Genomic DNA, 23,859 nt, shown 5'->3' with positions numbered 1-23,859 from the left:
ACCGCCGGCCGGCCGCCGAGCCGCTCGTCTAGGGTGGGGCGGTGCTCTACTTCCTGATCGTCGTCGCCGTGCTGCTGCTGGCGTACGCCGCCGTGCTGGTGAGCTTCGTCAAGCGGGGCCGCAAGATCCCGCCGCAGGCGTACCTGGTGCTGGCGCTGCTCAACGGGCTCATCCTGGCGGCCGTGCTGGCCTGGGCGATCGCTTCCCGCTGACCGGCCCGCCTTTCACTCCGGCGGGATGCGGCGGCGGACGTCGTCGGCGGTGGACGGGCCCGGCGTCCAGCGGGCCACCCAGGGCAGGTCGGCCGGCGGCGTGATCACCCCGTCCTCCAGGGCGGCGTACCGACCGGCGAGGATCCGCCGCGCCGCCGCCACGTCGACCGAGTCGGTGTTGGCCCACAGGCCCGTGAACAGGGCGTCGACCCGCAGCCGCGCCTGGCGGCAGAACAGGTCGGCCAGCTCGACGTTCTCCGGGCGGGTGTCCTTCTCCGCGTACGCCCGGACGCAGACCGCGCTCATCGCGAACAGCTCCGCGCCGATGTCCACCACCCGGCCGAGGAACGCCTGCTTGCGCTCCATCTTCCCCTGCCAGCGGGACATCGCGTAGAACGTCGACCGGGCCAGCTTGCGGCTGTACCGCTCTACCTGGCGCAGGTGCCCGGCGAGCGGGCCGAACTCCGCGTACGCCGTCGGGGTCTGCCCCCGGCCGACGGCGAGGGTCGGCAGCCACCGCGCGTAGAACGCGCCCGCCCGCGCGCCGGCCTTCGCCTTGCGGCCGAGCCCGGCGTCCGGGTCGATGATGTCGCCGGCCACGGACAGGTGGGCGTCGACGGCCTCGCGGGCGATCAGCAGGTGCATGATCTCGGTGGAGCCCTCGAAGATGCGGTTGATCCGCAGGTCCCGCAGCATCTGCTCGACCGCCGCCGGGCGCTCGCCCCGGGCGGCCAGGGAGTCGGCGGTCTCGTAGCCGCGCCCGCCCCGGATCTGGATCAGCTCGTCGCCGATCTTCCAGGCCATCTCGCTGGCGTACAGCTTGACCAGCGCCGCCTCGATCCGGATGTCGTTGCGGTCGTCGTCGGCGAGCAGGCAGCACAGGTCGAGCATCGTCTCCATGCCGTACGTGGTGGCGGCGACGAAGGCGAGCTTCTGGGCCACCGCCTCGTGCTCGCCCACCGGCCGGCCCCACTGGACGCGGTCGGCGGCCCACTCCCGGGCCACGTTCAGCGACCACTTGCCCGCGCCGACGCACATCGCCGGCAGCGAGAGCCGCCCCGTGTTGAGGGTGGTCAGGGCGATCTTGAGGCCCTTGCCCTCGCCGCCGATGACGTTCTCGGCCGGCACGAACACGTCGTGGAACCGGGTGAGGCTGTTCTCCAGGCCGCGCAGACCGGTGAACTCGTTGCGCCGCTCCACGGTGATGCCCTCGGCGTCGCCGTCGACGACGAACGCGGTGATCCCGCCGCGCCGCCCCTGCGTCGCCGGCACCCGGGCCATCACCACCAGCAGCGTGGCCACGGTGCCGTTGGTGGCCCAGAGCTTCACCCCGTTGAGCCGGTAGCCGGTGCCGTCGGCGGTCGGCTCGGCGGTGGTCGCCAGCCGCGCCGGGTCGGAGCCGACGTCGGGCTCGGTGAGCAGGAACGCCGACACCTCGCCGGCGGCGAGCCGGGGCAGGAAGCGCTGCTTCTGCTCGGCGGTGCCGAACATCTTGAGCGGCTGCGGCACGCCGATCGACTGGTGCGCCGACAGCAGCGCGCCGATCGCCGGGCTGACCGAGCCGGCCAGCATCAGCGCCCGGCAGTAGTGCAGGTTGCTCAGCCCGAGCCCGCCGTACTTCCGGTCGATCTTCATGCCGAACGCGCCGAGCCGGGCCAGGCCCCGGAACACCTCGTCGGGGATGCGGGCGTCCCGCTCGATCGCCGCGCCGTCGACCTCGGCGGCCAGGTACGCGCGCAGCCGTCCCAGGAACTCCTCGGCGCGGGCGTCCTCGGCCGGATCGGCGCGCGGCCACGGGTGGATCAGGTCGAGCCGGAACCGCCCGAGGAACAGTTCCTTGCCGAAGCTGGGCCGGTCCCAGGCCGACTCGCGGGCCGCCTCGGCGACCTGCCGGGCCTCCTTCTCGGACACCTGCCCGGCCTCCGCCGGCAGCGGCCCGGTGCTTCCCTGGGCCGGCGTCGGGCCGGCGTCGTCCGCCGCCGCGCTCGCCTGCGCCGGCTGCGGGCCGGCGCCCGGCGTGGCTCCCTCCGCCGGGTCGGGCGCGGGTCGGCTGTTCTGCGTCGTGGTCACGGCTGCCTCCTCGAACCTCGGTCCGGATGCGTCGACGTGCTCGACTCACAAGCGACGCTACCCCCGGTTGTTACCCAGGGGTAGCGTCGCGTGCACTTCGGATTTCCGACAGCGTCGCCGCTGGTCGCAGCGGGCGCGGTCAGTCGCCCGTCAGCGTCTGCGGGTCGTCATCGTCGTCGTCGATGTCGTCCTCGCCCCAGTTGCGGCGGGCGAACGGCAGGAAGACCCAGAAGGTCAGGAACCACACGGCGGTGACCGCGGTGAGCACGAACGCGATGCCCCGGTCCAGCACGAAGTCGGTGATCAGCAAAACCGCGCTGACCATCGAGACCAGCATGAACGCGAGCCCGCCGCTGGCCATCCGGTGGGCGAAGCGGACCAGCTCCGGCTTGCGGCCCTGCCGGAACAGCGCCCGGTGGAAGGCCACCGGGGAGATGATCATCGCGGTGGCGGCGGCGGCCGACAGCAGCGCGACGATGTAGACGTCCTTCTGGAAGTCGCTGGTCCTGGTGAAACCGTTGCTGAACGGCAGCGTCAGCAGGAAGGCGAAGAGGATCTGCACACCGGTCTGCGCGACCCGCAGCTCCTGGAGCAGGTCGGCGAAGTTGCGCTGCCAGCGCTGCCGCTCGGTTTCCTTGGACACGCGTTACCTCCGGGGGCGACGGTACTGCCGGCGGGTGCGGCCCGCCGGCAGCATCGCCATTGCCCGATCGGATCGACGACGAAACCCATTCACGCCCGCGCCCGCGCGGGACGGCGGGGCGCGGCGGGGCGCGGCCGGGCCCGATCGGAAGCGGTCACGCCCCCCGGCGGATCCGGCCCGCGTACCGGGCCTCCAGGGCGTCGTTGTGCGCGTCGCCGCCGGCGATGTTGGCCGACAGGTAGACCGGGGGCGGCTCCCCCGCCGCGAGCAGCCGGGCCACCACCTCGACGGTGACCTGCTGCGCGAGCAGGGCCGCCGTGATCGAGGAGACCGCGCCGACCGCGCCGCCGCCGGGCAGCGGCAGGGTCGCGTCGCCGTACGGTGCGCCGTTGTCCAGCACCACGTCGGCGAAGTCGGCCAGCTTGCGCCCCGACGGGTGCCGGGACGCCATCCGCGCCGAGTGCTGCGCCGACGTGATGGCGACCAGTCGGTGCCCCCGCCCGGTCACCAGCGCCGCGAACTCCACGATCGCCCCGTTGACCCCGGAGTTGGAGGCCACCACGAACACGTCGGCCGGGTGGACCGGGGCCAGCTCGTAGAGGCGGTGGGCCACCGCCGGATCCCGCTCCAGCAGCGGGCCCAGGACGTCGACCGGGGCCCCGCCGCGCAGCACCACGTCGCGCAGCGCGATCCGGTTGGTCGGCACCAGGCCGCCGGCCCGGCCGGCGATCTCCATGGCGAGGGCCTCGGAGTGGCCCGTGCCGAACGCGTGGACCACCCCGTCGGCGCGCAGCGCGTCGGCGATCAGGTCGGCCGCCCGGCCCACCGCCTCCCGCTGACTGGCCGACACCCGGCCGATCGTCTCCGTCACCACCGCCAGGTAGTCCTCGGCGCTGACCGTCATGCGTCCTCCGTCCCCCGGCTGCCGTCCGGCGTCTCGCCGGTCCCGTCGCTCCTTGTCCGGCCGCCGGCCACCGTTGCCCGGTGGCGGGCCAACCAGTCCACCGCGAAGTCGACCGCGACCCGCTGGCGCATCAGCCGCCCCGTCCCGTCGCCGACCGGGCCGACCCGCACCGCGCCGGTCGCCTCCAGCGCCGCCCCGAGCCGGGGGAAGTCGCTCTCGTCGAGCACGATGTCGTCCCACCCCGCCCAGCGCCGGCCGCCGTCCTGGGTCCGCACCGCCGCGCCCTCCCGTCGCCTCGGCGGGGCGGGCTGCCGGTATTCGGCCAGGTGCAGCGACGTGTTCGAGTCGTGGCCGACGCCGAGCAGCAGCACGTCGGCGTCGGCGTCGTAGAGCCGGCCCAGCGGCGAGTCCTCGCCGAGCATGCCGGCCAGCCGGTGCCCGGCCACGATCCGCTCGGCGGCGGGCCCGAGGGCGGCGAAGGAGACCTGCGGGTGGTCGCTGCGCCGGGCACCCGGCCAGCCCCGGACGGTCTCGGCCAGCGCCCCCATGAACCGGCTCGGGGTGACCGCCGGGTCGAAGCCGGGCGTCTCGGCCCGGATCACCGGCCACCACTGCGCCGGCACCGGCGGGTTGGTCCATTCGGCCGGGTCGCTGTTCTCCGGCGTGTGGGTAGGCACCACGACCGTGCCCCGCTCGCCGAGCACGTCGCGCAGCGCGAGCGCCACCGCCTGCGCGCCGCCGCAGACGAACCCGAGCGCCTTCAGCCCGGCGTGCACGAGCACCACCGTGCCCGGGCGTACCCCCAGGTCGGTGAGCTGCGCGGCGAGCGAGGCGCGGGTGTGCGGCCGGACGGCCGGTGCCGGCGTCATCGGGCCGTGGCCGTGCGGGCCAGGATCGCCTCGGCCAGCGGGCCGGGCGCGGCGTCGGGGATCCAGTGCGACACCCCGGCCAGCGTGACGGGGCGGTAGTCGCCGGTCACGTGGGCGGCGCAGGCCCGGGCGGCGACCCGGCCGACCGCCGTGTCCCGGTCGCTCCACACGTACGTGGTCGGCACCGACACCGGCCCGACCGCCGCGAGGTCCTTCCCGGACATCGCGCGGTACCAGTTCAGGGCGGCGGTCAGCGCGCCCGGGGCGCGCATCGGGTCGGCGTACCGGGCGACCCGGGCGGCGTCGCCGACATCGCCGAGCAGCCGGCGCAGGGCGGCGGCCCGGAACGCCAGCAGCACCTTCTCGGCCGTGCCGGGCTTGCGGAACAGGGCCATGTACGACGAGCGGGCCTTCTGGCGGGCGTCGGTGGCCAGCGCGTGGGCCATCGCGGCGGGGTGCGGGACCGACACGGCGGTGAGGGTGCGCACCCGGTCGGGGTGGGCGGCGGCCAGCCCCCAGGCGACGATCGCGCCCCAGTCGTGCCCCACCACGTGGGCCGCGTCGACGCCCAGCGCGTCGAGCACCGCCGCCGCGTCGGCGACCACCTCGGGAATGCGGTACGCCTCGACCTCCGCCGGCCGGGCGCCGGGCGAGTAGCCGCGCTGGTCGAGCGCGTACGTGCGCAGCCCAGCGGCATGCAGCGCCGGCGTGACCTCGTCCCACTCGCCGCTGTGCTGGGGGAAACCGTGCAGCAGCAGCACCGGCTCGCCGTCGGCCGGCCCGCCGGCGTGCACCTCGAACGTCAACCCTCGCGCGTCGACCCGCATGATCGGCAGCCTACCCAGGCCGGGGCCGGTCACTCGTACTGGTTTCTCGGGGCGGGCACCTCCCGCCAGGACTCCACGGCGAGGTAGGGGATCTCGGCGTCGTTGACCGGGTCCCGCCCGACCCGGTCGCTGTAGCGGCCGGTGACCTCGACCCAGGTGTCGGGCGGCAGGCCCAGGGGCACGTCGCCGGTCATGCCCAGCTTGACGGGGCGGCCGTCGGCGGCGCAGCAGGAGAGCACCATTCGGGCGAGGATCGGCTGCCCGTCGGGGCCGGGCGCGATGAACCCGGTGAGCCGGACCCGCCGCTCGCCGATCGACGCGCCCCGCTCGAACAGGGCCCGGGAGGCGTAGTCGAGGACGGTGACCGGGGCCGGGTCGCCCGGCGGCAGCGGCGGGTAGTCCGACTGCTGCTGGCCGGCGAGCGCGGTGCCGGCCTGGCCCACCGCGTACGAGCCGAGGGCCGGCGGGGCGACCAGCAGCAGCCCGAGCACGGGCAGCAGGAGCAGCCAGCCGACGCGCGGCCCGTGGTGGCCGTGCCCGTGCCCGTCGTCGTCCTCCGCGTGCCCGCCGGGCCCGGGCCCGTCGTCGGCCCCGTGGGCGTCGCCGCGCGGCGTGGGGCGCAGGTCGTACCACAGGGTCATGACGGCGGCGGTGATCAGCACGAGCCCGGCGGCGATCAGGAACGGCCGCAGCCCCTCCTTGACGTAGCGCAGGTAGAGGTCGGTGACGCTGGCCCGGACCACCGCGCCGCCGAGCAGCAGCAGGACGACGGCCTGCGCCTGCCGGTTCACAGCAGCACCGCCCCGGCGAGGCTGGCCACCCCGACGGCGACCACGAACGTCGCCGGGGCGAACCGGACCGCGAACCGGCGGCCGAAGACGCCGGCCTGCATCGAGATCAGCTTGAGATCGACCATCGGACCGACCACCAGGAAGACGAGACGGGAGGTGAGGGAGAACTGCGACAGCGACGCCGCGACGAAGGCGTCGGCCTCCGAGCAGATGGACAGCAGCACGGCGAGCACGGCCAGGGCGAGCACCGACAGCACCGGCTTGTCGGCCAGGGTCTGCAGCCAGCGCTCCGGCACCAGCACGTTGATGCTGGCGGCGGCCATCGCGCCGACGACCAGGAAGCCCCCGGCGTGCACGACGTCGTGCCGCACGGCCGCCCAGAAGGCCGCGCCGCGCGACGCCCCGTCCAGCTCGGGCCGGCGCGGCAGCCGGATCCAGTCGGCGCGGCCGAGCCGCAGCCAGAGCCACCCCATGACCATGGCGACGACCAGGCTGGCCACCGCCCGGCCGAGCACCATCTCCGGTGCGCCGGGGAAGGCGACGGCGGTGGCGGCGAGCACGACCGGGTTGACCGCCGGGGCGGCGAGCAGGAACGCCAGGGCCGCCGCCGGGGTGACGCCGCGCCGGATCAGCGACCCGGCGATCGGCACCGAACCGCACTCGCAGCCGGGCAGCACCACGCCGGCGGCGCTGGCCACCGGCACCGCGAGGGCCGGGTGCCGGGGCAGCGCCCGGGCCCAGAACGAGCGCGGCACGAAGACCGCGATCACCGCCGAGAGCAGCACCCCGAAGACGAGGAACGGCACGGCCTGCACCAGCACCGAGACGAAGACCGTCGTCCAGGTCTGCAGCCGGGGCGCGGACAGCGCGTCGGCCAGCGGCGCGCGGAACACGATCAGGAGGACCAGCAGCGCGGCCAGCACCTCGACCGAGCCGATCCGGCCGCCGAGCGACCGTCGCGGCCCGCCCGACGCCGCCTCCCCCCGGGGTACGTCCGGCCTGTCCCCGCCGCCCGGCCCCGTCGCCGGGGCCCGCCCGTCGGGGCCGGCGGGCGGCGCGGAGCTGTCGGTCGTCGACGCCACGGTCTGCTCCCTGGAGGCGGGTGAGGTTCGGCGGCGCGACACTATCGCGCCCAGCGGGCCGGGTCGATGGACGACGCCGAAACGGCGGTGACCGGGTTCCGGGATCCTCCCTCGTGAGCTGCGGAAAGATCACTTTGCCCGGTGATCTTCCCGGGTGTTAGCGTCGGGGAGACAACTTCACATCCGACAGGGGAGCGCACAGCGCTGAGAGTGCGGGCACCGCCCGCAGACCCTCGAACCTGATCTGGGTAATGCCAGCGCAGGGAGTTCGGTCGACCTCCAGCCGCGTCGACGTCCGGTGCACCGGGCGCGGCGTGCGTCTTCTCCTGGTTCGTCAAGGACTGGGAGCCACCATGAACCACACCGACAGCAACCGCTGGCGCACGATCGACATCGTGGTCGCCTCGGTGATCGCCGTCGCCTTCGGCGTCATCTTCTGGGCCTGGGGCCTGGTCTGGAGCGCCACCGAGGGGGCGTTCGCGTTCTTCCCGCCCGCGCAGACCCTGCTCTACGGGGTCTGGCTGATGCCGGCCGTGCTCGGCGGCCTGGTGATCCGCAAGCCGGGCGCGGCCCTGTACTGCGAGACCGTCGCCGCCGTCCTGTCCGCCCTGCTGGGCAGCCAGTGGGCCGGCACGGTGATCCCGCAGGGCATGGTCCAGGGCCTCGGCGCGGAGCTGGCGTTCGCCGCGTTCCGCTACCGCTCCTTCCGGCTGCCGACCGCGCTGCTCGCCGGGGCGCTCACCGGCGTCGGCGCCGCCCTGTTCGACTTCCTCGTGTGGAACGCCGAGTACGACCTGACCGGCTACCGCCTCCCGTACGCCCTGCTCACCGTGGTCAGCGCCACGGTCATCGCGGGCGCGGGCGCGTGGGCCCTCCTGCGCGCCCTGCTCACCACGGGCGCCCTGGACCGCTTCCCCGCCGCCCGCGCCCGCACCCCGATCTAGCGCGCGGTTCCACATGTCGATCAAGAGGTTTGCGTCAGCTGAGCGCGCTCTCCTGACGCAGACCTCTTGATCACCGACGGCGGCGGAGGGGGCGGGGAGGCGTGGCGGTACGGGCGCGGGTGGTGTTGCGGGGGTTCGGGTGGCGGCACGCCGGGCGGCGGGCCTGGGCGGTGCGCGGGGTGGACCTGAGCGTCGAGGCCAGCGAGCGGGTGCTGCTGCTGGGGCCCTCCGGGGCCGGCAAGAGCACGCTGCTGGCCGCGCTGGCCGGGCTGCTGTCCGACGACTCGGGCGAGCAGGAGGGCACCGTCGAGGTCGACGGCGTCGACCCCCGCGCCGACCGGGACCGGGTCGGCATCGTCTTCCAGGACCCGGAGAGCCAGCTCGTGATGGCCCGCTGCGGCGACGACGTCGCGTTCGGGCTGGAGAACCGGGGCGTGCCCGCCGGTGAGATCTGGCCCCGGGTGGACGAGGCGCTGCGCCGGGTCGGCTTCCCGTACGACCGGGACCGCCCGACCGCCGCCCTCTCCGGCGGCGAGCAGCAGCGGCTCGCGCTGGCCGGGGCGCTCGCCCCGCGGCCGGGGCTGCTGCTGCTCGACGAGCCGACCGCCAACCTCGACCCGGCCGGGGCGGCGCTGGTCCGCCGGGCCGTGGCCGACGCCGTCACCGCCGACACCGCGCTGGTCCTGGTCGAGCACCGGGTCGCCGAGGCGCTGCCGCTGGTCGACCGGGTGGTGGTGCTGGAGCCGGGCGGCGGCGTCCGCGCCGACGGGCCGCCGGAGGCCGTCTTCGCCGCACACGGCGACGCGCTCGCCGCCGAGGGGGTCTGGGTGCCCGGCCGGACGGTGCCGCCCCGGCGGGCCACCGCCGCCCCCGGCGCGGCGCTGCTCACCGCCGACGGGGCCGGCCTGCCGCCCCGCCTCGCCCCGACCGACCTGGCGGTACGCGCCGGCGAGGCGCTCGCCGTCCTCGGCCCGAACGGTGCGGGCAAGTCGACGCTGGCGCTGCTGCTCGGCGGCCTGCTGCGGCCCGGGGCGGGGCGGATCGAGGCGACCCGGGAACTGGCCGGGCGGGACGCCGCCACCGCGCCGCACCGCTGGCGGGCGCCCGCCCTGGCCCGCCGGATCGGGTCGGTCTTCCAGGACCCGGAGCACCAGTTCGTCACCGGCACGGTCTACGACGAGCTGGCCCTCGGGCCGCGCCGCACCGGCCACGGCGAGGCCGCCGTCCGGGCCACCGTGGACGGGCTGCTGGACCGGCTGCGCCTGGCGCGGCTGGCGCGCGCGAACCCGTACACCCTCTCGGGTGGGGAGGCGCGGCGGCTGAGCGTGGCGACGGCCCTGGCCACCGCGCCCCGCCTGCTGGTCTGCGACGAGCCCACCTTTGGCCAGGACCGGCGCACCTGGCTGGAGCTGGTGGACCTGTTCGCCGAGCTGCGCGACGGCGGGCACGGCGTCGTCGCCGTCACCCACGACGCGGACTTCGTGGCGGCCCTGGCCGACCGCCGGCTCACCCTGACCCGCGACCCGGCCGCGGTGGCGGCGTGACCGGCACCGGGCACCGCCGGGCGGTGGCGGCGTGATCAGCATCTCTCCGGTGGCCGTGCCCGGCGCCCCGCTGGCCCGGCGCAACCCCGTGGCGAAGGTCGCCGCCGCGCTGGTCTTCTCGTTCACCCTGCTCGCCACCCTCGACCCGGTGGCGCCGGCCGTCGCCATCGGCGTCGAGCTGGCCGTGCTGCCCCTGTTCGGCATCCGGTACGGGGTGCTCGCCCGCCGGGCCGCCCCGCTGCTGCTCAGCGCCGCCGGCATCGTGGTGACCCTGGTCCTGTTCGCCGCCGAGCGCACCGGCCGGACCCTGGTCGAGGCGGGGCCGGTGGCGGTCACCAGCGGGGTGCTGCTGACCGCGCTCGGGCTGGCCCTGCGCATGCTCGCGGTGGCGCTGCCCGGCGTGATCGTCTTCGCCACCACCGATCCGACCGACCTGGCCGACGCGCTGGTGCAGAACGCAAAGGCCCCGGCCCGCTTCGCGATCGGCGCGTTGGCGGCGTTCCGGCTGGTGCCGCTGCTCGGCCAGGAGTGGCAGATGATCAGCATGGCCCGGCGGGCGCGCGGGGTGGACGCCGGCCGCAACCCGGTGGCCCGGCTGCGGCTGTTCGTCTCGACGGCGTTCGCGCTGCTGGTCGGCGCGATCCGGCGGGGCACCCGGCTGGCGGTGGCGATGGACGCCCGGGGCTTCGACGCGGCCACGCCGCGCACGGTCGCCCGGCGGCAGCGGTTCGGCCCCGCCGACGCGCTGCTGGTCGCCGGTGCGGCGGCGCTGGCCGGGGCGGCGCTGGCGGTCAGCGTCGTCCTGGGCACGTTCCGCCCGCTGATCGGCTGACCCGCAGATCAGGGCGGCGGCTGCGGGGCGGACGCCACCACACTGTGACACCGCGTCGACCACCGGTCCCGGTACGGCGGGCGGCGCGATACCGTCGCAGCACTACAGGCGACGCGAGAGGTGGCGGGTACGGATGACGCAACAGGCGACGGCGCAGATCGGCGTGACGGGGCTGGCGGTGATGGGCCGGAACCTGGCCCGCAACCTGGCCCGGAACGGGTTCACGGTGGCGGTGCACAACCGGTCGCCGGAGCGGACCCGCAGCCTGGTCGCCGAGCACGGTGACGAGGGGACGTTCGTGCCGTCCGAGTCCCTGGCGGACTTCGTCGGCTCGCTGGAACGCCCCCGCGCCGTGATCATCATGGTCAAGGCGGGCGCACCGACCGACGCGGTGATCGACGAGCTGGTGCCGCTGCTCGACGAGGGCGACATCATCGTCGACTGCGGCAACGCCCACTTCGCCGACACGCGGCGGCGGGAGGAGGCGCTGCGCGCCAAGGGGCTGCACTTCTCCGGCACCGGCGTGTCCGGCGGCGAGGAGGGCGCGCTGCTCGGGCCGAGCATCATGCCGGGCGGCTCCGCCGAGTCGTACGCGAAGCTCGGCCCGATGTTCGAGAAGATCGCCGCGCAGGTGGACGGCACCTCGTGCTGCCGGCACATCGGCCCCGACGGCGCCGGCCACTTCGTCAAGATGGTCCACAACGGCATCGAGTACGCCGACATGCAGCTCATCGCCGAGGCGTACGACCTGCTGCGGGCGGGGCTGTCGGCGAGCCCGGCGGAGATCGCGGAGATCTTCCGGGAGTGGAACACCGGCGAGCTGGAGTCGTTCCTCATCGAGATCACCGCCGAGGTCCTCGGGCACACCGACGCGGCGACCGGCCGGGCCTTCGTGGACGTGGTGCTCGACCAGGCCGAGCAGAAGGGCACCGGCCGCTGGACGGTGCAGAGCGCGCTTGACCTGGGCATCCCGATCACCGGCATCGCCGAGGCGACGTTCGCCCGGTCGCTGTCCGGGCACGCCGGCCAGCGCGAGGCCGCCCGCCGCGCCTTCGGCGACGCCGGGGAGAAGTGGCAGGTCGAGGACCGCGACACCTTCGTCGAGGACGTGCGGCGCGCGCTGCTGGCCAGCAAGATCGTCGCGTACGCGCAGGGCTTCGACCACATCCGCGCCGGCAGCAGCGAGTACGACTGGGACATCGACCTGGGCGGCACCGCCACGATCTGGCGGGGCGGCTGCATCATCCGGGCCCGCTTCCTGGACCGGATCAAGGAGGCGTACGACGCCGAGCCGGAGCTGCCGTCGCTGCTGGTCGCGCCGTACTTCGCCGAGGCGGTCAGCGCGGGCGTGCCGAGCTGGCGGCGGGTCGTCGTCGACGCGGCGCGGGCCGGGGTGCCGACGCCGGCGTTCTCGTCGTCGCTGGCCTACTTCGACGGCCTGCGCGCCGAGCGGCTGCCCGCCGCGCTGCTGCAGGGGCTGCGGGACAACTTCGGCGCGCACACCTACCGCCGGGTGGACCGGGACGGCTCGTTCCACACCCTGTGGGCCACCGAGGGCCGCTCCGAAGTGGAGGCCTGAGCCGCAACGCGCCGGTGCCGCCCCCGAAGCTTCGGGGGCGGCACCGGCGCGGTCGGGTCGGGGAGAACCGGTCGGGTCAGAAGAACCGGCGGCGCTTCGCCTTCTGCGGGCGCAGCAGGTCGGCGCCCCTGGTCAGCATCCGGGTCACGCCGGTCGGGCCGCGCCGGGCCTCCAGCGTGTGGCTGAGCCGGCGCGCGCCGGCCGCCGCCAGCGGCACGGCGACCGCCATGACCGCCCACTGGGCAATCCGCTTCTGAATCATGTGGGTTCACCTCCGCCGTCGTGGCTGTTGCCGGAGGTGATACCCCACCGGCCACGCCGGTAAGCGTCCCTACGGGCCGGTCAGGGCTGCGGCGTCAGGGCTGCGGCCGGTCAGGGCTGCGGCGGGGCGACCGGGTTGGGCAGCGCCGCGCCGAACCGGCGGTCCCGCTGGGCGTACAGCTCGCACGCATACCACAGGTGGCGGCGGTCGAAGTCGGGCCACAGGGTGTCGAGGAACACCAGCTCCGCGTACGCGGTCTGCCAGAGCAGGAAGTTGGAGATCCGCTCCTCGCCGGACGGGCGGAGGAAGAGGTCCACGTCGGGGACCTCCGGGTGGTAGAGGTATTTCGCCACGGTCTTCTCGGTGACCTTGCCCGGGTCGAGCCGGCCGGCCGCCACGTCGCGGGCGATCGCGGCGGCGGCGTCGGCGATCTCGGCCTGCCCGCCGTAGTTGACGCAGAACTGCAGCGTCAGCGTCGAGTTGCCCCGGGACATCTCCTCGGCCGTCTGCAACTCGGAGATGACGCTCTTCCACAGCCGGCCGGCGCGGCCCGACCAGACGACCCGCACGCCCAGCTCGACGAGCTGGTCGCGGCGGCGACGGATGACGTCCCGGTTGAAGCCCATCAGGAACCGGACCTCGTCCGGGGAGCGCCGCCAGTTCTCCGTGGAGAACGCGTACGCCGAAAGGTAGGGGATGCCCAGCTCGATCGCGCCCTCGATGGTGTCGAAGAGGCTGTGCTCGCCCTGCTCGTGGCCCTTGGTGCGGGGCAGCCCCCGCTCCTTGGCCCACCGGCCGTTGCCGTCCATGACGATCGCGACGTGCTTCGGCAGCGCGTCGGCCGGCAGCGCCGGGGGCCGGGCGCCCGACGGGTGCGGAGTCGGCGGCACCGGCTCACGCCGGCCGGCCCTCAACGATCGGATCACTCGGTCTTCCCCCTGTCCACGGCGGCGGCACCGCCGGCCGTCGGGCCACCCCGGTCGACCAGCGGCAGCGAGCGTAGCGCGCGCTCCAGGTGCCACTGCAGGTGCGCCGCGACCAGGCCGCTGCACTCCCGGCGTACGCCGGTCTCGGTGGCGTCGGCGAGCACCCAGTCGCCGGTGGTGAGCGCGGACATCAGGTCGACGGTCGCCGGGGCGGGGTGGGCCGCGCCGGGGGGCCGGCAGTCCGGGCAGACCGCGCCGCCGGCCGGCACGGAGAACGCCCGGTGCCGCCCGGGGGTGCCGCAGACGGCGCAGGCCGTCAGCGCGGGCGCCCAGCCCGCCAGGGCCATCCCCCGCAGCAGGTACGCGTCGAGCACCAGCGTGGTGGCGTGCTCGCCCCGGGCGAGCGACTTGAGCGCGCCGAGGGTGAGCTGGAACAGCCGCAGCGACGGCTCCCGCTCGACCGGGGTGAGCCGCTCGGCGGTCTCGGCGATCGCGCTGGCCGCCGTGTAGCGCGGATAGTCGCCGAGGAACCGCTTGCCGTACAGGTCGATCCCCTCGACCTGGCTGACGCTGTGCAGCGAACTGCCGGTGTTGCCCTTGGGGTCGCCGGCGAGCTGCACGTCGACGTGGCCGAACGGCTCCAGCCGGGCACCGAACTTGCTGGTGGTGCGGCGGACCCCCCGGGCCACCGCGCGCAGCCGCCCGTGCCGGCGGGTCAGCAGGGTGATGATCCGGTCGGACTCGCCGAGCTTCTGCACGCGCAGGACCACCGCGTCGTCGCGGTAGAGCTGTCGGCGGTACCCGGCCATCCGATCATTCTCCCCCGGCCCACGGAATCAGGGTCGAATCGGGGTGCCCGGCGGGTGATCCCCGATGCGCGGCGGGCCGGACCGGCCGTAGCGTGCCGGCCATGGCCTCGCACCCGACCGCCCACGCCACCCGCCCCGCCCGCGCCACCCGCGGCGTCCCCGCCCGCGCCGTCGCGGTCGGGGCCGTCGCCGCCCTGATCCTCCTCGCCGGGTGCGACAACCTGTCGCTGCGCCGGCTGGACTTCGACGACGTCGAGTCGACGCGGATCGCCCGGGTCACCGTGCTGCCCGGCTCGGGCGACGTGACGGTCGTCGGCGGCGGCCCCGCCGGCCAGGTACGGATCAAGCGGGTGCTGCGCTACCACGGCGACCAGCCCGAAGCCCGGTACGAGATCCGGGGCGACGAGCTGGTGCTCGACACCGACTGCGGCTCCCGCTGCACGATCTCCTATGAGGTGAACGCCCCGGAAGGCGTCGCCGTGAGCGGCGCGACCGGGTCGGGCAACGTGACGCTGAGCCGGGTCGGCGAGGTGGACTTCCGGCTCGACTCGGGAAACCTGGAGATCACCCGGGCGACCGGGGCGGTCCGCGCCGAGGCCAGCTCCGGCAACGTCGAGGTCGACGACGTACGCGGCCCGGCGACCCTGCGCGCCTCGTCGGGCGACGTCACGGGCAGCCGCCTCGGCGGCCAGGTGGACGCCGAGACCGATTCCGGCGACGTCACCGTCGAGCTGGCCGCCCCCGCCTCGGTGCGGGCGCACGCCGCCAGCGGCGACGTGCAGCTCGTCGTGCCCGCCGGCCGGTACCGGGTGCGCTCGGACGTCGACTCCGGCGAGGCCGAGCTGGGCATCGTCGACGACCCGGGCGCGTCGCTGCTGCTCGACGTGGCCGCCGACAGCGGCAACGTGACGGTCACCGCGCGCTGAGCTTGAGGGTGTGTTCCTCGGGGGCGCGGGGCGCGGGCAGCACCGCCCGGTCGTAGCCGGCCGGGGCGGGACTGACGGGCACAGGGCGGGCGCCGGCCGGCACGGGGCGGCCGGCGTCAGCCCCGCCCGCCGGCACGGGGCGGCCGGGGGCGGTCCCTCGGGCCGGCACGGGGCGAACGCCACCGGGGAACAGCTCCGGGGGCCGGCGGGCGGCGACGTCCTCGACCCAGCCGACCGCCGCGGTGACCGCGCCGACCAGCGCGAAGACCAGCACCACCCGGATCGCGAGGCCCACCGGGTCCTGATGGGACCAGCCGACCACGTCGACCAGCGGGGTGAGTGCCACCACGAACGGCATGTGCCACAGGTAGACGGTGAGCGCCCGCCGGTTCAGCACCGTCACCGCCCGGCCCGCCACGGCGGACCGGTCCACCCAGGCCGCCGACGCCGGGGCCCGGCCGATCGCCACGAGGATGAACGCGGCCGACCACAACGCGTTGCCCAGCGGGATGTCGTTCAGGTCGTACCCGCGCGACCCGGGGTGGGTGGCGATCCAGGCCGCCCCGGCGACGCCGAGGGCCAGCGCCACCGGGACCAGCACCCGATTGGCCGTACGCCGCAGCAGGCCGTCGTGGTGGGCGAAGCCGAGCAGCCACGCGCCGAAGTAGAGGCCGAACTCCCGCAGCACGGTGGGCGCGGCGGGGAACAGTCCGAACTCGATGGCGGCCAGCAGCGCGTACGGGGCGAGCAGGGTGGGCCACGGGGCCCGCCGGAACAGCCACAGCGCGACGGGCGAGGCGAACACGAACCACAGGTAGTCGCGCAGATACCAGATCACGCTGAGCGCCAGCGCCCCCCAGTAGTTGGCCGGCGGGTCGGCGACCGGGAACGCCCACAGCAGCACCTTCGGTGTCAGCGGCAGCCCGGTGAGCAGCATGGCGGGGACGAAGACGGCGGCCAGCACCCACAGCGAGGGCAACAGGCGGCGCAGCCGCCGGCGTACCGCCGACGGTCCGGACCGGTCCAGCGACGCCGCCATCAGCGAACCGGCGAGCGCGAACATCACCGACATGGCCGGGAAGACCAGGGTCAGCGTGGCCCATCCGGTCACGTGGTAGACGACGACACGGACGATCGCCAGGGCACGGAGCAGGTCCAGGTACCGGTTTCGCATCAGCCGGCTTCCGGTCGGGGGCAGGGGGGAGCTGTCGATCCCTACCCTCCGACCCCCCACCGCAAAACGCCCAGCAAGCCGCCTAGAAAGTGAGAAACGCCATCCTTCTGCCCAGAACCGGAACACCCGCCCCGGGCCGGGGTGGGTGGGTGGGGGTTAGAAGCCCAGTTTGCGGAGTTGTTTGGGGTCGCGTTGCCAGTCCTTGGCCACGCGGACGTGCAGGTCCAGGTAGACGCGGGTGCCGAGCAGTTCCTCGATGTGCCGGCGCGCGGTGGTGCCGACCTCCTTGAGCCGGCTGGCCCGGTGGCCGATCACGATCGCCTTCTGGCTGGGTCGCTCGACGTACACGTCGGCGTAGATCTTCATGAGGTTGCCCTCGGGGATCATCTCCTCCACCACCACGGCGATGGAGTGCGGCAGCTCGTCGCGAACCCCCTCCAGGGCCGCCTCCCGGATCAGCTCGGCGACCAGCACCTGCTCCGGGTCGTCGGTGAGCATGTCGTCCGGGTAGAGCTGCGGCGACTCGGGCAGGTAACCGGTCATCACGTCGACCAGCGTGTCGAGCTGGTGCCCGGAGACCGCGCTGACCGGCACCACGGCGGCGAACTCGCCCAGCTCGCTGACCGCGAGCAACTGCTCGGCCAGCCGCTTCTTGTCCACCAGGTCGGTCTTGGTCACCACCGCCAGCACGGTGGCCTTCAGCTCGGCCAGCTCCCCGGTGATGAACCGGTCGCCCCGGCCGACCGGCTCGTCGGCCGGGATGCACAGGCCGATCACGTCGACCTCGCTCCAGGTGGAACGGACCAGGTCGTTGAGCCGCTCGCCGAGCAGCGTGCGGGGGCGGTGCAGCCCAGGGGTGTCGACCAGGACGAGCTGCGACTCCGGCCGGTGCAGCACGGCCCGGATGACGTGCCGGGTGGTCTGCGGCTTGTTCGAGGTGATCGCGATCTTCGTGCCGACGATGGCGTTGGTCAGCGTCGACTTGCCGGCGTTCGGCCGGCCCACGAAGCAGGCGAATCCCGCCCGGTACGGGCGCGCTCCCCCGCCGCCGCCGACGTCGCCCGCCCGGCCTCCCCGCACGTCGCTCACTCGACCACCGTGCCGAGGACGGTGCCGTCCGGCGCGGCCACGTGGATCGGCGCGTCGGCGGCCAGGTCACGGACGGCGGCGTGCCCCGCCCCGTCCAGGGTCGACGCCTCGGTCACCACGACGGCGGCCTCCAGCCGGGTCGCCCCGGCCGCCACGGCGGAGGCCACCGCGAGCTGGAGGGCGGTGAGGGTCAGCGAGGGCAGCGACACGCTCGCCGCCGCGTACGTCCGGCCGTCCTGGTCGCGTACCGCGGCTCCCTCCACGGCGCCCACCCGGCCCCGGGCCCCCCGGGCGAGGATGACCAGCTTGCCGTCCTCGGCGCTCAGCTCGACCGGCGCGGACGGGGTGGGCAGGGCGGCGGGCGCGGCGGGTGACTCAGGCATCGGCGGGTTGCCTCTCCTCGGCTCGGTTCTGGGTGCCCCGGGCCTCGGCGGGCTCGCCGCGCCCGGGGGTGGTGTCGGGGTGGTCGGTCGGCTCGACCCGGCTCACCAGCACGGTGTCGATCCGGTTGCGCCGGCCGGTGGTGCCCTCGGCGACCAGGCGCAGCCCGGCCACCTCGGCCTCCGCGCCGGGGATCGGGACCCGGCCCAGGGCCTGGGCGAGCAGACCGCCGACCGTCTCGACCTCGTCGGCGGGCAGCTCGACGTCGAACAGCTCGCCGAGGGTCTCGACGGGCAGCCGGGCGGTGACCCGCACCGCGCCGTCCGCCAGCCGTTCGACCGGCGGACGTTCGACATCGTACTCGTCGGTGATCTCGCCGACGATCTCCTCCAGGATGTCCTCGATCGTGACGAGGCCGCCGGTGCCGCCGTACTCGTCGACGACGATGACCAGGTGGTTGCGCGCGGCCTGCATCTCCGACAGCAGGTCGTCGACCGGCTTCGACTCCGGGACGAACGTCGCCGGGCGCATCAGCTCCGACACCGGCAGCAGGGAAGCCGCCGGGTCGCCGCCCTGGGTGCGGCGGATCAGGTCCTTGAGGTAGAGCACGCCGAGCACGTCGTCGACGCTCTCCCCGATCACCGGGATGCGGGAGAAGCCGGAGCGCAGGAACAGGGCGAGGGCCTGGGAGAGGGTCTTGCTCTCCTCGATCCACACCATCTCGGTGCGCGGCACCATCACCTCGCGGGCGATGGTGTCACCGAGCGCGAACACCGAGTGGATCATCTGCCGCTCGCCGTGCTCGACGACGCCCCGCTGCTCGGCCAGGTCGACCAGCTCGCGCAGCTCCACCTGGGTCGCGAACGGCCCCTCCCGGAAACCGCGCCCCGGGGTGACCGCGTTGCCGATCAGGATCAGCAGCGACGCCAGCGGATTGAGCGCCCGACCCAGCCAGCGCACCAGCGGCGCGACGGCCCGGCCGACCGCGTACGCGTGCTGCCGGCCGAGGGTACGCGGGCCGACCCCGACCACCACGAAGCTGATCACGGTCATCGCGCCGGCGGTGACCAGCGCCGCCCGCCAGCCCGCGCCGAACGTGTCGACCGCCACCAGCGCGACCAGCGTGGTGGCGGTCAGCTCGGCCAGCAGCCGCAGAAGCAGCAGCAGGTTGAGGTGGCGGACGACGTCGCCGGCGACGGCCTGGAGCGTGCGCGCGCCCCGGGCCCCGTCGCGGGCCAGCTCGGCCGCCCGGGCCGGTGACACGGCGGCCAGCGCCGCCTCGGTCATCGCGATCAGGCCGGCGAGCACCACCAGCCCGGCCGCGAAGACGAGCAGCTGCAGGTCGGGCAGGCCCGCCGCCGCGCCGGCAGCCGACACCTGTGCGGGCATCACGCGGACCGGGTCGACCGCCAGCTGGCCAGCAGCCGGGCCTGGAGCTCGAACATCTCCCGCTCCTCCTCCGGCTCGGCGTGGTCGTAGCCGAGCAGGTGCAGCACCCCGTGCACGGTGAGCAGGTGCAGCTCGTCGGCCGAGGAGTGGCCGGCCGTCGCGGCCTGCTTGGCCGCCACCTCCGGGCAGAGCACGATGTCGCCCAGCAGCGCCGGCTCCCCGCCGGCCGAGCTGGACTCGCCCGGCCCGTGGTCGACGCTGCCCTCGTCCATGGGGAAGGCGAGCACGTCGGTCGGGCCGTCGCCGCCCATCCAGCGGTGGTTCAGCTCGGTCATGTAGTCGATGTCGACCAGCAGCACGGACAGCTCGGCGAGGGGGTTGACCCCCATCTCGTCGAGGGCGTGCCGGGCGACGGCGAGCACGGCGTCGGTGTCGACGTCGACACCGGACTCGTTGGCGATCTCGATGGACAACTGGGTTCCCTAGGTCTGTCGGCGCCGGCCGGCCCGGCCGCCCTGGGCGGTGCGCCCCGGCACGGCGTGCACGCCCTGCGCCTGCTGGTTCTCCCGCTCGGCGTCCCAGCGGGCGTACGCGTCGACGATCTCCCCGACCAGCCGGTGGCGCACCACGTCGGAGCTGGACAACTGCGCGAAGTGCACGTCCTCCACGTTCTCCAGGATCTCCCGGACCACCCGCAGGCCGCTGGTCGTCCCGCCGGGAAGGTCCACCTGGGTGACGTCGCCGGTGACCACGATCTTGGAACCGAAGCCGAGCCGGGTGAGGAACATCTTCATCTGCTCGGGCGTGGTGTTCTGCGCCTCGTCGAGGATGATGAACGCGTCGTTGAGGGTGTTGTGCGTGACCAGGAAGTCGTCGGTCACGTACAGCGAGTCCTCCGCCGCGACCTGGATGCACATCGTCTCCTGCACCCCGGCAGGGATGATCGAGTCGATGAACCGCATCGGCCGGCCACCGCCGTGCTCGTCGTACAGCGCACGCTTGCGCGACAGGCGGAACGGCGCGACACCGGCAGGAAGCCTGATCTCCACGACGTAGGCGTCGGCGCGGTAGTGGACCGGGCGGCCCTTGGCCAGGCCGGGCTTACGCCCCTCGGCCTCCCGGACCCGCCAGGTGGCCACCCCACCGAGCGACTGGGCCAGGTAGACCACGTCGTCCCGCAGCCGCGGCGACGTCGTCGAGTATTGCACCCGGCAGGTGCGCCCCGCCTGGACGACCGGCCCGCCGTCGGTGTCCAGCAGCCCCTGGAGCACGGCCAGCCGGACGTCGAGGCTGTTGTTCCTGTAGACCTCGGGCACGAACTTGGTGCCCGAGGTCTCCCCGGCCAGGCCCAGTTCGCGCAGCACGGCCGTCACCGGGTTGGCGACGATGACCCCACCCCGGTGACCGTCGACGTGCCGGAGCACGTAGTCGTACTCGCTCTTGCGAACGAGGGCGATGCCGGGCAGCGCCTCGTCGAGCGCGGCGGCCAGCTCCGGGTCCGCCGTGGAGAAGGCCGGCGTCGCCCGGGAGGAGAAGGCACCGTCGCCGAGGAGCAGCCCGAGCGCGTACGGGTCGAGCGGAACGTCCTGCGGCGCCAACTGCACGGGCGCGACGACCGGCAGCTCGTACCGGCGGGTGTGGCCCCGCCACTCCTTGCCGATCATCTCCTGGGTTTCGAGGGTGCGCCGACGCCCGCGCCGCTTGTCGTCGGGCGTGGCGACGGTCCAGAGGTGCTCGCCGCAGGCGACGGTGGACGCGCCGTCCTGGGTGGTGACCCGGTAGACCTGCTTCGGCCCCTGCGGGTAGACGCCGATCACCGGCGTGGGCGTGCCGTTCGAGCCGATGACCAGGTCACCGACCCGCAGCGACCCGAACGGCCGGAACCCCTCGGGGGTCAGGACCCGCGCGTCGTACGGCTGCGCCCGCCCCCTCATGTATGCCAGGGGCGCGACCTCGATCGTCCCGGCCGCCATCAGCTTCGGGATCGTCTCCGGGTCGAGCATGTCGTGCAGCGCGTCGTAGAGCGGGCGCAGGTAGGGGTCGATCTTCTCGTTGAGCGTGCCGGGCAGGAAGCCCAGCCGCTCCCCCGCCTCGACCGCCGGCCGGGTCAGGATGATCCGGTTGACCTGCTTGGCCTGGAGGGCCTGGACGGCCTTCGCCATCGCCAGGTAGGTCTTGCCGGTGCCGGCGGGGCCGATGCCGAAGACGATGGTGTGCGCGTCGATCGCGTCGACGTACTTTTTCTGCCCGAGCGTCTTGGGGCGGATGGTGCGCCCGCGCCGGGAGAGGATGTTGAGCGTCAGGACCTCGGCGGGCCGCTCGGTGCCGCCCTGCTCCAGCATCCCGACGGTGCGCCGCACGGCGTCAGTGGTCAGGGTCTCGCCTTTCTCGATCAGTTCGAGCAGCTCGCTGAAGAGGCGCTCGGCGATGGCGTTGTCCGCCGGAGCACCGGTGATGGTGATCTCGTTGCCGCGGACGTGCACGTCGCTGTCGACCGAACGCTCGACGAGTCGCAGGATCTCGTCGCCCGCGCCCAGCAGGTTGACCATGATCTTCGAGTCGGGGACGGTGATCCTGGTCTGCACCCGGGGCGGGCCGGGAGGTGGGGTGCCGGTCATGGGTCGGGCCGAGGGGCCCTGCGCACCTGCTCTCGATCTCGGCGCCGGGCCCTGCTGGCGCGGCGATCGGACGTTACCTCCATCGTAACGTTTCCCGCGCGGCGGCACCTCGCCCATTTCCCCGGGCCGCCGGGCTGCCGGCCCGGCCGGGCGTCAGCGCCGGAAGTCGTACCCGTCGAAGGTCTCCTGGCCCCGGGTGAAGCGGTACGTCGCCCAGTGCAGCCGGACCACCGCCCCGGTCGCGTCCCGGGTCAACCGCAGCAGCTCGCCGGCCTCCCGCCCGGAGACGGTGCGGAACACGTCCGGCCGGTCCGGCAGCGGGGCGAAGACCGCCGGGGGCTTGCCCGCCGGGTCGCCCGCGCTGCGGGCCTGCAGGGTGCCGTCGTGCCAGCTGAAGACGGACGCGAAGCCCTCGCCCCACCACGGGCCCAGCATCCCGCGCAGGTGCTCCGGGGCCGGCGGGCCCGGCCGCCACGGCTCGACCTCGGCCGGGTCGTGCTCGACGGCGGCGGCGAGCAGCCGGTGCGGCAGCTCCATGACCTGCACGCCGGTCCCGGACGAGCCGAGCACCGCCGCGCCCATCGCCCCGGGGGTGCCGTCGCCGCCCCGGCGGCCGTAGACGGCGGCGAGGAAGCCGGGCATCGCCCCGTCGTGGCCGACGTGCACGACCCGGTCGCCCTGCGGCAGCAGGATCAGCCCCAGCCCGAAGCCGGCCCCCCAGGTCGTCTCGTCGGTGACGGTCAGCGGCCAGCGCATCTCGTCGAGCGTCGCCGGGGCGAGCACCGCGCCGGTGGGGTCGAGCGCCGCCGGGTCGGCCAGGAACGCCGCCCAGCGGGCCATGTCGGTGGCGGTGCTCCACAGCTGCCCGGCCGGGCCGACCGCGGCGAAGTCGGTGGGCGGCTCGGGGTGCGCCTCGTCGGAGTACGCGTCGACGAGGAACCCGGTGGCCGCCGCCGGGCCCGGCCGGTCGGTGGTGGCGGTCAGGCCGAGCGGGGTGAGCACCCGGTCGGCGAGCACCTCGGCCCAGGTGCCGCCGCGCAGCCGGGCGACGAGCTGGCCGAGCACGGCCATGCCGAGGTTGGAGTAGTGGAAGCGGCGGGCCGGCGGCAGCACCCGCTCGGCGCGGGCCAGGTCGGCCAGCAGCTCGTCCGCCCCGGGGGCGAGCAGGGTGTCCCAGACGTCGCCGTGCGGCTCCCGTTGCAGGCCGGAGGTGTGCGACAGCAGCCGGCGCACGGTCAGCTCGCCGTGTGCGGGCACGTCGAGGTGCGCGCCGACGGGGTCGTCGAGGTCGAGCAGGCCGGCGTCGCGGCACTGCATGACCAGCACCGCGGTGAACGTCTTGGTGACCGAGCCGATCCGGAACAGCGTCTGCGGGCCGAGCGCCGTGTCGTTGCCGGTGCCGCCGGCCTCGCAGGTCCAGAGCGGGCGGTCCGCCCGGTGCAGGGCCGCCGCGACCGCCGGCACCCGCCCCTCGGCCTGGACCCGCCGCACCATCCGCCCGAGCCGCTCGTCGATTCCACTCACGCCCGCAGTGTAAGGAGGGGCCCCTTGTTAACGCATTCCGTATGGGAAGGGCCCCTTCCTAACACCTCGGCGCGGGACGCGCCCGCGACGGACGCGCCCGCCGCCCCCCCTCAGCGGCAGAGCATCGGGCCCAGCGGCGCGCCGCCGAGCACGTGCGCGTGCACGTGGAAGACCTCCTGGCCGCCGTACGCCCCGGTGTTGAACATCAGCCGGAAGCCGTCGCCGAGCAGCCCCTCGTCCTCGGCCACGGCGGCGGCCGTGGCGAGCAGCTCGCCGGCGAGTGCCGGGTCGCCCTGGCCGAGGGTCGCCACGTCGGCGTAGTGCTCCTTGGGGATGACCAGCACGTGCACCGGGGCCTTCGGATCGATGTCGCGGAAGGCGAGGGTGGTGTCGGTCTCCCGGACGACGGTGGCCGGGATCTCCCCGGCGACGATGCGGCAGAACAGGCAGTCGGATCCCATCGG

The 23,859-nt window shown here is 74.7% G+C and carries 23 protein-coding genes, 3 pseudogenes and 1 riboswitch; of the genes and pseudogenes, 6 read left to right on the top strand and 20 right to left on the bottom strand.

The genetic code is table 11. From position 1 onward, the window contains the following. The first annotated feature begins 41 nt into the window (after positions 1 to 41). Positions 42 to 212, top strand: coding sequence for a hypothetical protein (locus ACVMYR_RS15405; protein WP_176734065.1), 171 nt, complete (start codon positions 42 to 44; stop codon positions 210 to 212). 12 nt (positions 213 to 224) lie between these two features. Here ACVMYR_RS15405 and ACVMYR_RS15400 read toward each other — a convergent pair whose 3' ends face one another. The 7 genes from ACVMYR_RS15400 to ACVMYR_RS15370 all read right to left on the bottom strand — a co-directional run bounded on the left by ACVMYR_RS15400 (position 225) and on the right by ACVMYR_RS15370 (position 7,254). After that, entirely contained in the window at positions 225 to 2,282 is a 2,058-nt protein-coding gene (locus ACVMYR_RS15400) for an acyl-CoA dehydrogenase family protein (RefSeq protein ID WP_431893491.1), read from the bottom strand. Positions 2,283 to 2,421: 139 nt separating this feature from the next. Next, positions 2,422 to 2,925, bottom strand: coding sequence for a DUF6328 family protein (locus ACVMYR_RS15395; RefSeq protein ID WP_043966805.1), 504 nt, complete (start codon positions 2,923 to 2,925; stop codon positions 2,422 to 2,424). Positions 2,926 to 3,079: 154 nt separating this feature from the next. Then, on the bottom strand, positions 3,080 to 3,829 hold the full coding sequence (locus ACVMYR_RS15390) for a sugar isomerase domain-containing protein (protein ID WP_457122082.1): 750 nt from the start codon (positions 3,827 to 3,829) through the stop codon (positions 3,080 to 3,082). Beyond that, positions 3,826 to 4,698 carry an aminoglycoside N(3)-acetyltransferase gene (locus ACVMYR_RS15385; protein WP_457122081.1) on the bottom strand — a complete coding sequence of 291 codons (873 nt, stop codon included), beginning with the start codon at positions 4,696 to 4,698 and terminating at the stop codon, positions 3,826 to 3,828. Before ACVMYR_RS15385 ends, ACVMYR_RS15390 begins: the two co-directional genes overlap by 4 nt. Next, entirely contained in the window at positions 4,695 to 5,525 is an 831-nt protein-coding gene (locus ACVMYR_RS15380; protein WP_457122080.1) for an alpha/beta fold hydrolase, read from the bottom strand. The genes ACVMYR_RS15385 and ACVMYR_RS15380 overlap by 4 nt, the downstream gene beginning before the upstream one ends. A 29-nt stretch (positions 5,526 to 5,554) precedes the next feature. After that, positions 5,555 to 6,316 (bottom strand): TIGR03943 family putative permease subunit, encoded by a 762-nt coding sequence (locus ACVMYR_RS15375; protein WP_457122079.1) that lies wholly within the window; start codon positions 6,314 to 6,316, stop codon positions 5,555 to 5,557. Continuing rightward, positions 6,313 to 7,254: a permease gene (locus ACVMYR_RS15370; protein ID WP_198956652.1), complete on the bottom strand. Its 942-nt coding sequence runs from the start codon at positions 7,252 to 7,254 to the stop codon at positions 6,313 to 6,315. Before ACVMYR_RS15370 ends, ACVMYR_RS15375 begins: the two co-directional genes overlap by 4 nt. A 322-nt stretch (positions 7,255 to 7,576) precedes the next feature. Continuing rightward, positions 7,577 to 7,682: riboswitch (TPP riboswitch) on the top strand. 69 nt (positions 7,683 to 7,751) lie between these two features. Here ACVMYR_RS15370 and ACVMYR_RS15365 point away from each other — a divergent pair. From ACVMYR_RS15365 to gndA, 4 genes are all read left to right on the top strand, one after another. Then, on the top strand, positions 7,752 to 8,342 hold the full coding sequence (locus ACVMYR_RS15365) for an ECF transporter S component (RefSeq protein ID WP_431893480.1): 591 nt from the start codon (positions 7,752 to 7,754) through the stop codon (positions 8,340 to 8,342). A 101-nt stretch (positions 8,343 to 8,443) separates the two neighbouring features. Further along, on the top strand, positions 8,444 to 9,886 hold the full coding sequence (locus ACVMYR_RS15360) for an ABC transporter ATP-binding protein (RefSeq protein WP_457122078.1): 1,443 nt from the start codon (positions 8,444 to 8,446) through the stop codon (positions 9,884 to 9,886). A 31-nt stretch (positions 9,887 to 9,917) separates the two neighbouring features. Further along, positions 9,918 to 10,718 (top strand): energy-coupling factor transporter transmembrane component T family protein, encoded by an 801-nt coding sequence (locus tag ACVMYR_RS15355; RefSeq protein WP_077938761.1) that lies wholly within the window; start codon positions 9,918 to 9,920, stop codon positions 10,716 to 10,718. A gap of 133 nt (positions 10,719 to 10,851) precedes the next feature. Continuing rightward, positions 10,852 to 12,297 (top strand): NADP-dependent phosphogluconate dehydrogenase, encoded by a 1,446-nt coding sequence (gene gndA / locus ACVMYR_RS15350; RefSeq protein WP_077938760.1) that lies wholly within the window; start codon positions 10,852 to 10,854, stop codon positions 12,295 to 12,297. 76 nt (positions 12,298 to 12,373) lie between these two features. On the opposite strand, the gene ACVMYR_RS15345 is transcribed toward gndA, so the two are convergent. The 3 genes from ACVMYR_RS15345 to recO form a co-directional block, all read right to left on the bottom strand. Next, positions 12,374 to 12,559: a hypothetical protein gene (locus tag ACVMYR_RS15345; protein WP_077938759.1), complete on the bottom strand. Its 186-nt coding sequence runs from the start codon at positions 12,557 to 12,559 to the stop codon at positions 12,374 to 12,376. 110 nt (positions 12,560 to 12,669) lie between these two features. Further along, on the bottom strand, positions 12,670 to 13,449 hold the full coding sequence (locus ACVMYR_RS15340; protein ID WP_457122293.1) for an isoprenyl transferase: 780 nt from the start codon (positions 13,447 to 13,449) through the stop codon (positions 12,670 to 12,672). A gap of 32 nt (positions 13,450 to 13,481) precedes the next feature. Next, the gene (gene recO / locus ACVMYR_RS15335; RefSeq protein ID WP_043966796.1) at positions 13,482 to 14,294 is read right to left on the bottom strand and encodes a DNA repair protein RecO; all 813 of its coding nucleotides are present in this window, start codon (positions 14,292 to 14,294) and stop codon (positions 13,482 to 13,484) included. A gap of 101 nt (positions 14,295 to 14,395) precedes the next feature. Here recO and ACVMYR_RS15330 point away from each other — a divergent pair, with 101 nt between their 5' ends. Continuing rightward, complete coding sequence (locus ACVMYR_RS15330; protein WP_077938757.1) at positions 14,396 to 15,220, top strand: DUF4097 family beta strand repeat-containing protein; 825 nt, start codon at positions 14,396 to 14,398, stop codon at positions 15,218 to 15,220. On the opposite strand, the gene ACVMYR_RS15325 is transcribed toward ACVMYR_RS15330, so the two are convergent. The 10 genes and pseudogenes from ACVMYR_RS15325 to ACVMYR_RS15280 all read right to left on the bottom strand — a co-directional run bounded on the left by ACVMYR_RS15325 (position 15,207) and on the right by ACVMYR_RS15280 (position 23,856). Further along, positions 15,207 to 16,394: an acyltransferase family protein gene (locus ACVMYR_RS15325; protein ID WP_077938755.1), complete on the bottom strand. Its 1,188-nt coding sequence runs from the start codon at positions 16,392 to 16,394 to the stop codon at positions 15,207 to 15,209. The two genes, ACVMYR_RS15330 and ACVMYR_RS15325, sit on opposite strands and share 14 nt — an antisense overlap. A gap of 156 nt (positions 16,395 to 16,550) precedes the next feature. Beyond that, on the bottom strand, positions 16,551 to 17,474 hold the full coding sequence (gene era, locus ACVMYR_RS15320; protein ID WP_077938753.1) for a GTPase Era: 924 nt from the start codon (positions 17,472 to 17,474) through the stop codon (positions 16,551 to 16,553). 5 nt (positions 17,475 to 17,479) lie between these two features. Beyond that, on the bottom strand, positions 17,480 to 17,866 hold the full coding sequence (locus ACVMYR_RS15315; RefSeq protein WP_043966794.1) for a hypothetical protein: 387 nt from the start codon (positions 17,864 to 17,866) through the stop codon (positions 17,480 to 17,482). After that, a complete protein-coding gene (locus ACVMYR_RS15310) occupies positions 17,859 to 19,277 on the bottom strand; it encodes a hemolysin family protein (protein ID WP_091275544.1) in 1,419 nt (472 codons plus the stop codon). Before ACVMYR_RS15310 ends, ACVMYR_RS15315 begins: the two co-directional genes overlap by 8 nt. Beyond that, on the bottom strand, positions 19,253 to 19,726 hold the full coding sequence (gene ybeY / locus ACVMYR_RS15305; protein WP_043966793.1) for an rRNA maturation RNase YbeY: 474 nt from the start codon (positions 19,724 to 19,726) through the stop codon (positions 19,253 to 19,255). The genes ACVMYR_RS15310 and ybeY overlap by 25 nt, the downstream gene beginning before the upstream one ends. A 9-nt stretch (positions 19,727 to 19,735) precedes the next feature. Further along, a pseudogene (locus tag ACVMYR_RS15300) lies at positions 19,736 to 20,104 on the bottom strand (PhoH family protein); the annotation flags it as partial. Positions 20,105 to 20,368: 264 nt separating this feature from the next. Continuing rightward, positions 20,369 to 20,917: pseudogene (locus tag ACVMYR_RS15295) on the bottom strand (LAGLIDADG family homing endonuclease); the annotation flags it as partial. 258 nt (positions 20,918 to 21,175) lie between these two features. Continuing rightward, a pseudogene (locus tag ACVMYR_RS15290) lies at positions 21,176 to 21,871 on the bottom strand (PhoH family protein); the annotation flags it as partial. A gap of 153 nt (positions 21,872 to 22,024) precedes the next feature. Beyond that, positions 22,025 to 23,365, bottom strand: a complete 1,341-nt coding sequence (locus ACVMYR_RS15285; RefSeq protein WP_255704799.1) for a serine hydrolase domain-containing protein — start codon at positions 23,363 to 23,365, stop codon at positions 22,025 to 22,027. 140 nt (positions 23,366 to 23,505) lie between these two features. Next, on the bottom strand, positions 23,506 to 23,856 hold the full coding sequence (locus ACVMYR_RS15280; protein WP_077938743.1) for a histidine triad nucleotide-binding protein: 351 nt from the start codon (positions 23,854 to 23,856) through the stop codon (positions 23,506 to 23,508). Positions 23,857 to 23,859: the final 3 nt, after the last annotated feature.

The organism is Micromonospora sp. PTRAS2 (assembly GCF_054052245.1).
This window is presented reverse-complemented; position numbering and strand designations above follow the sequence as displayed.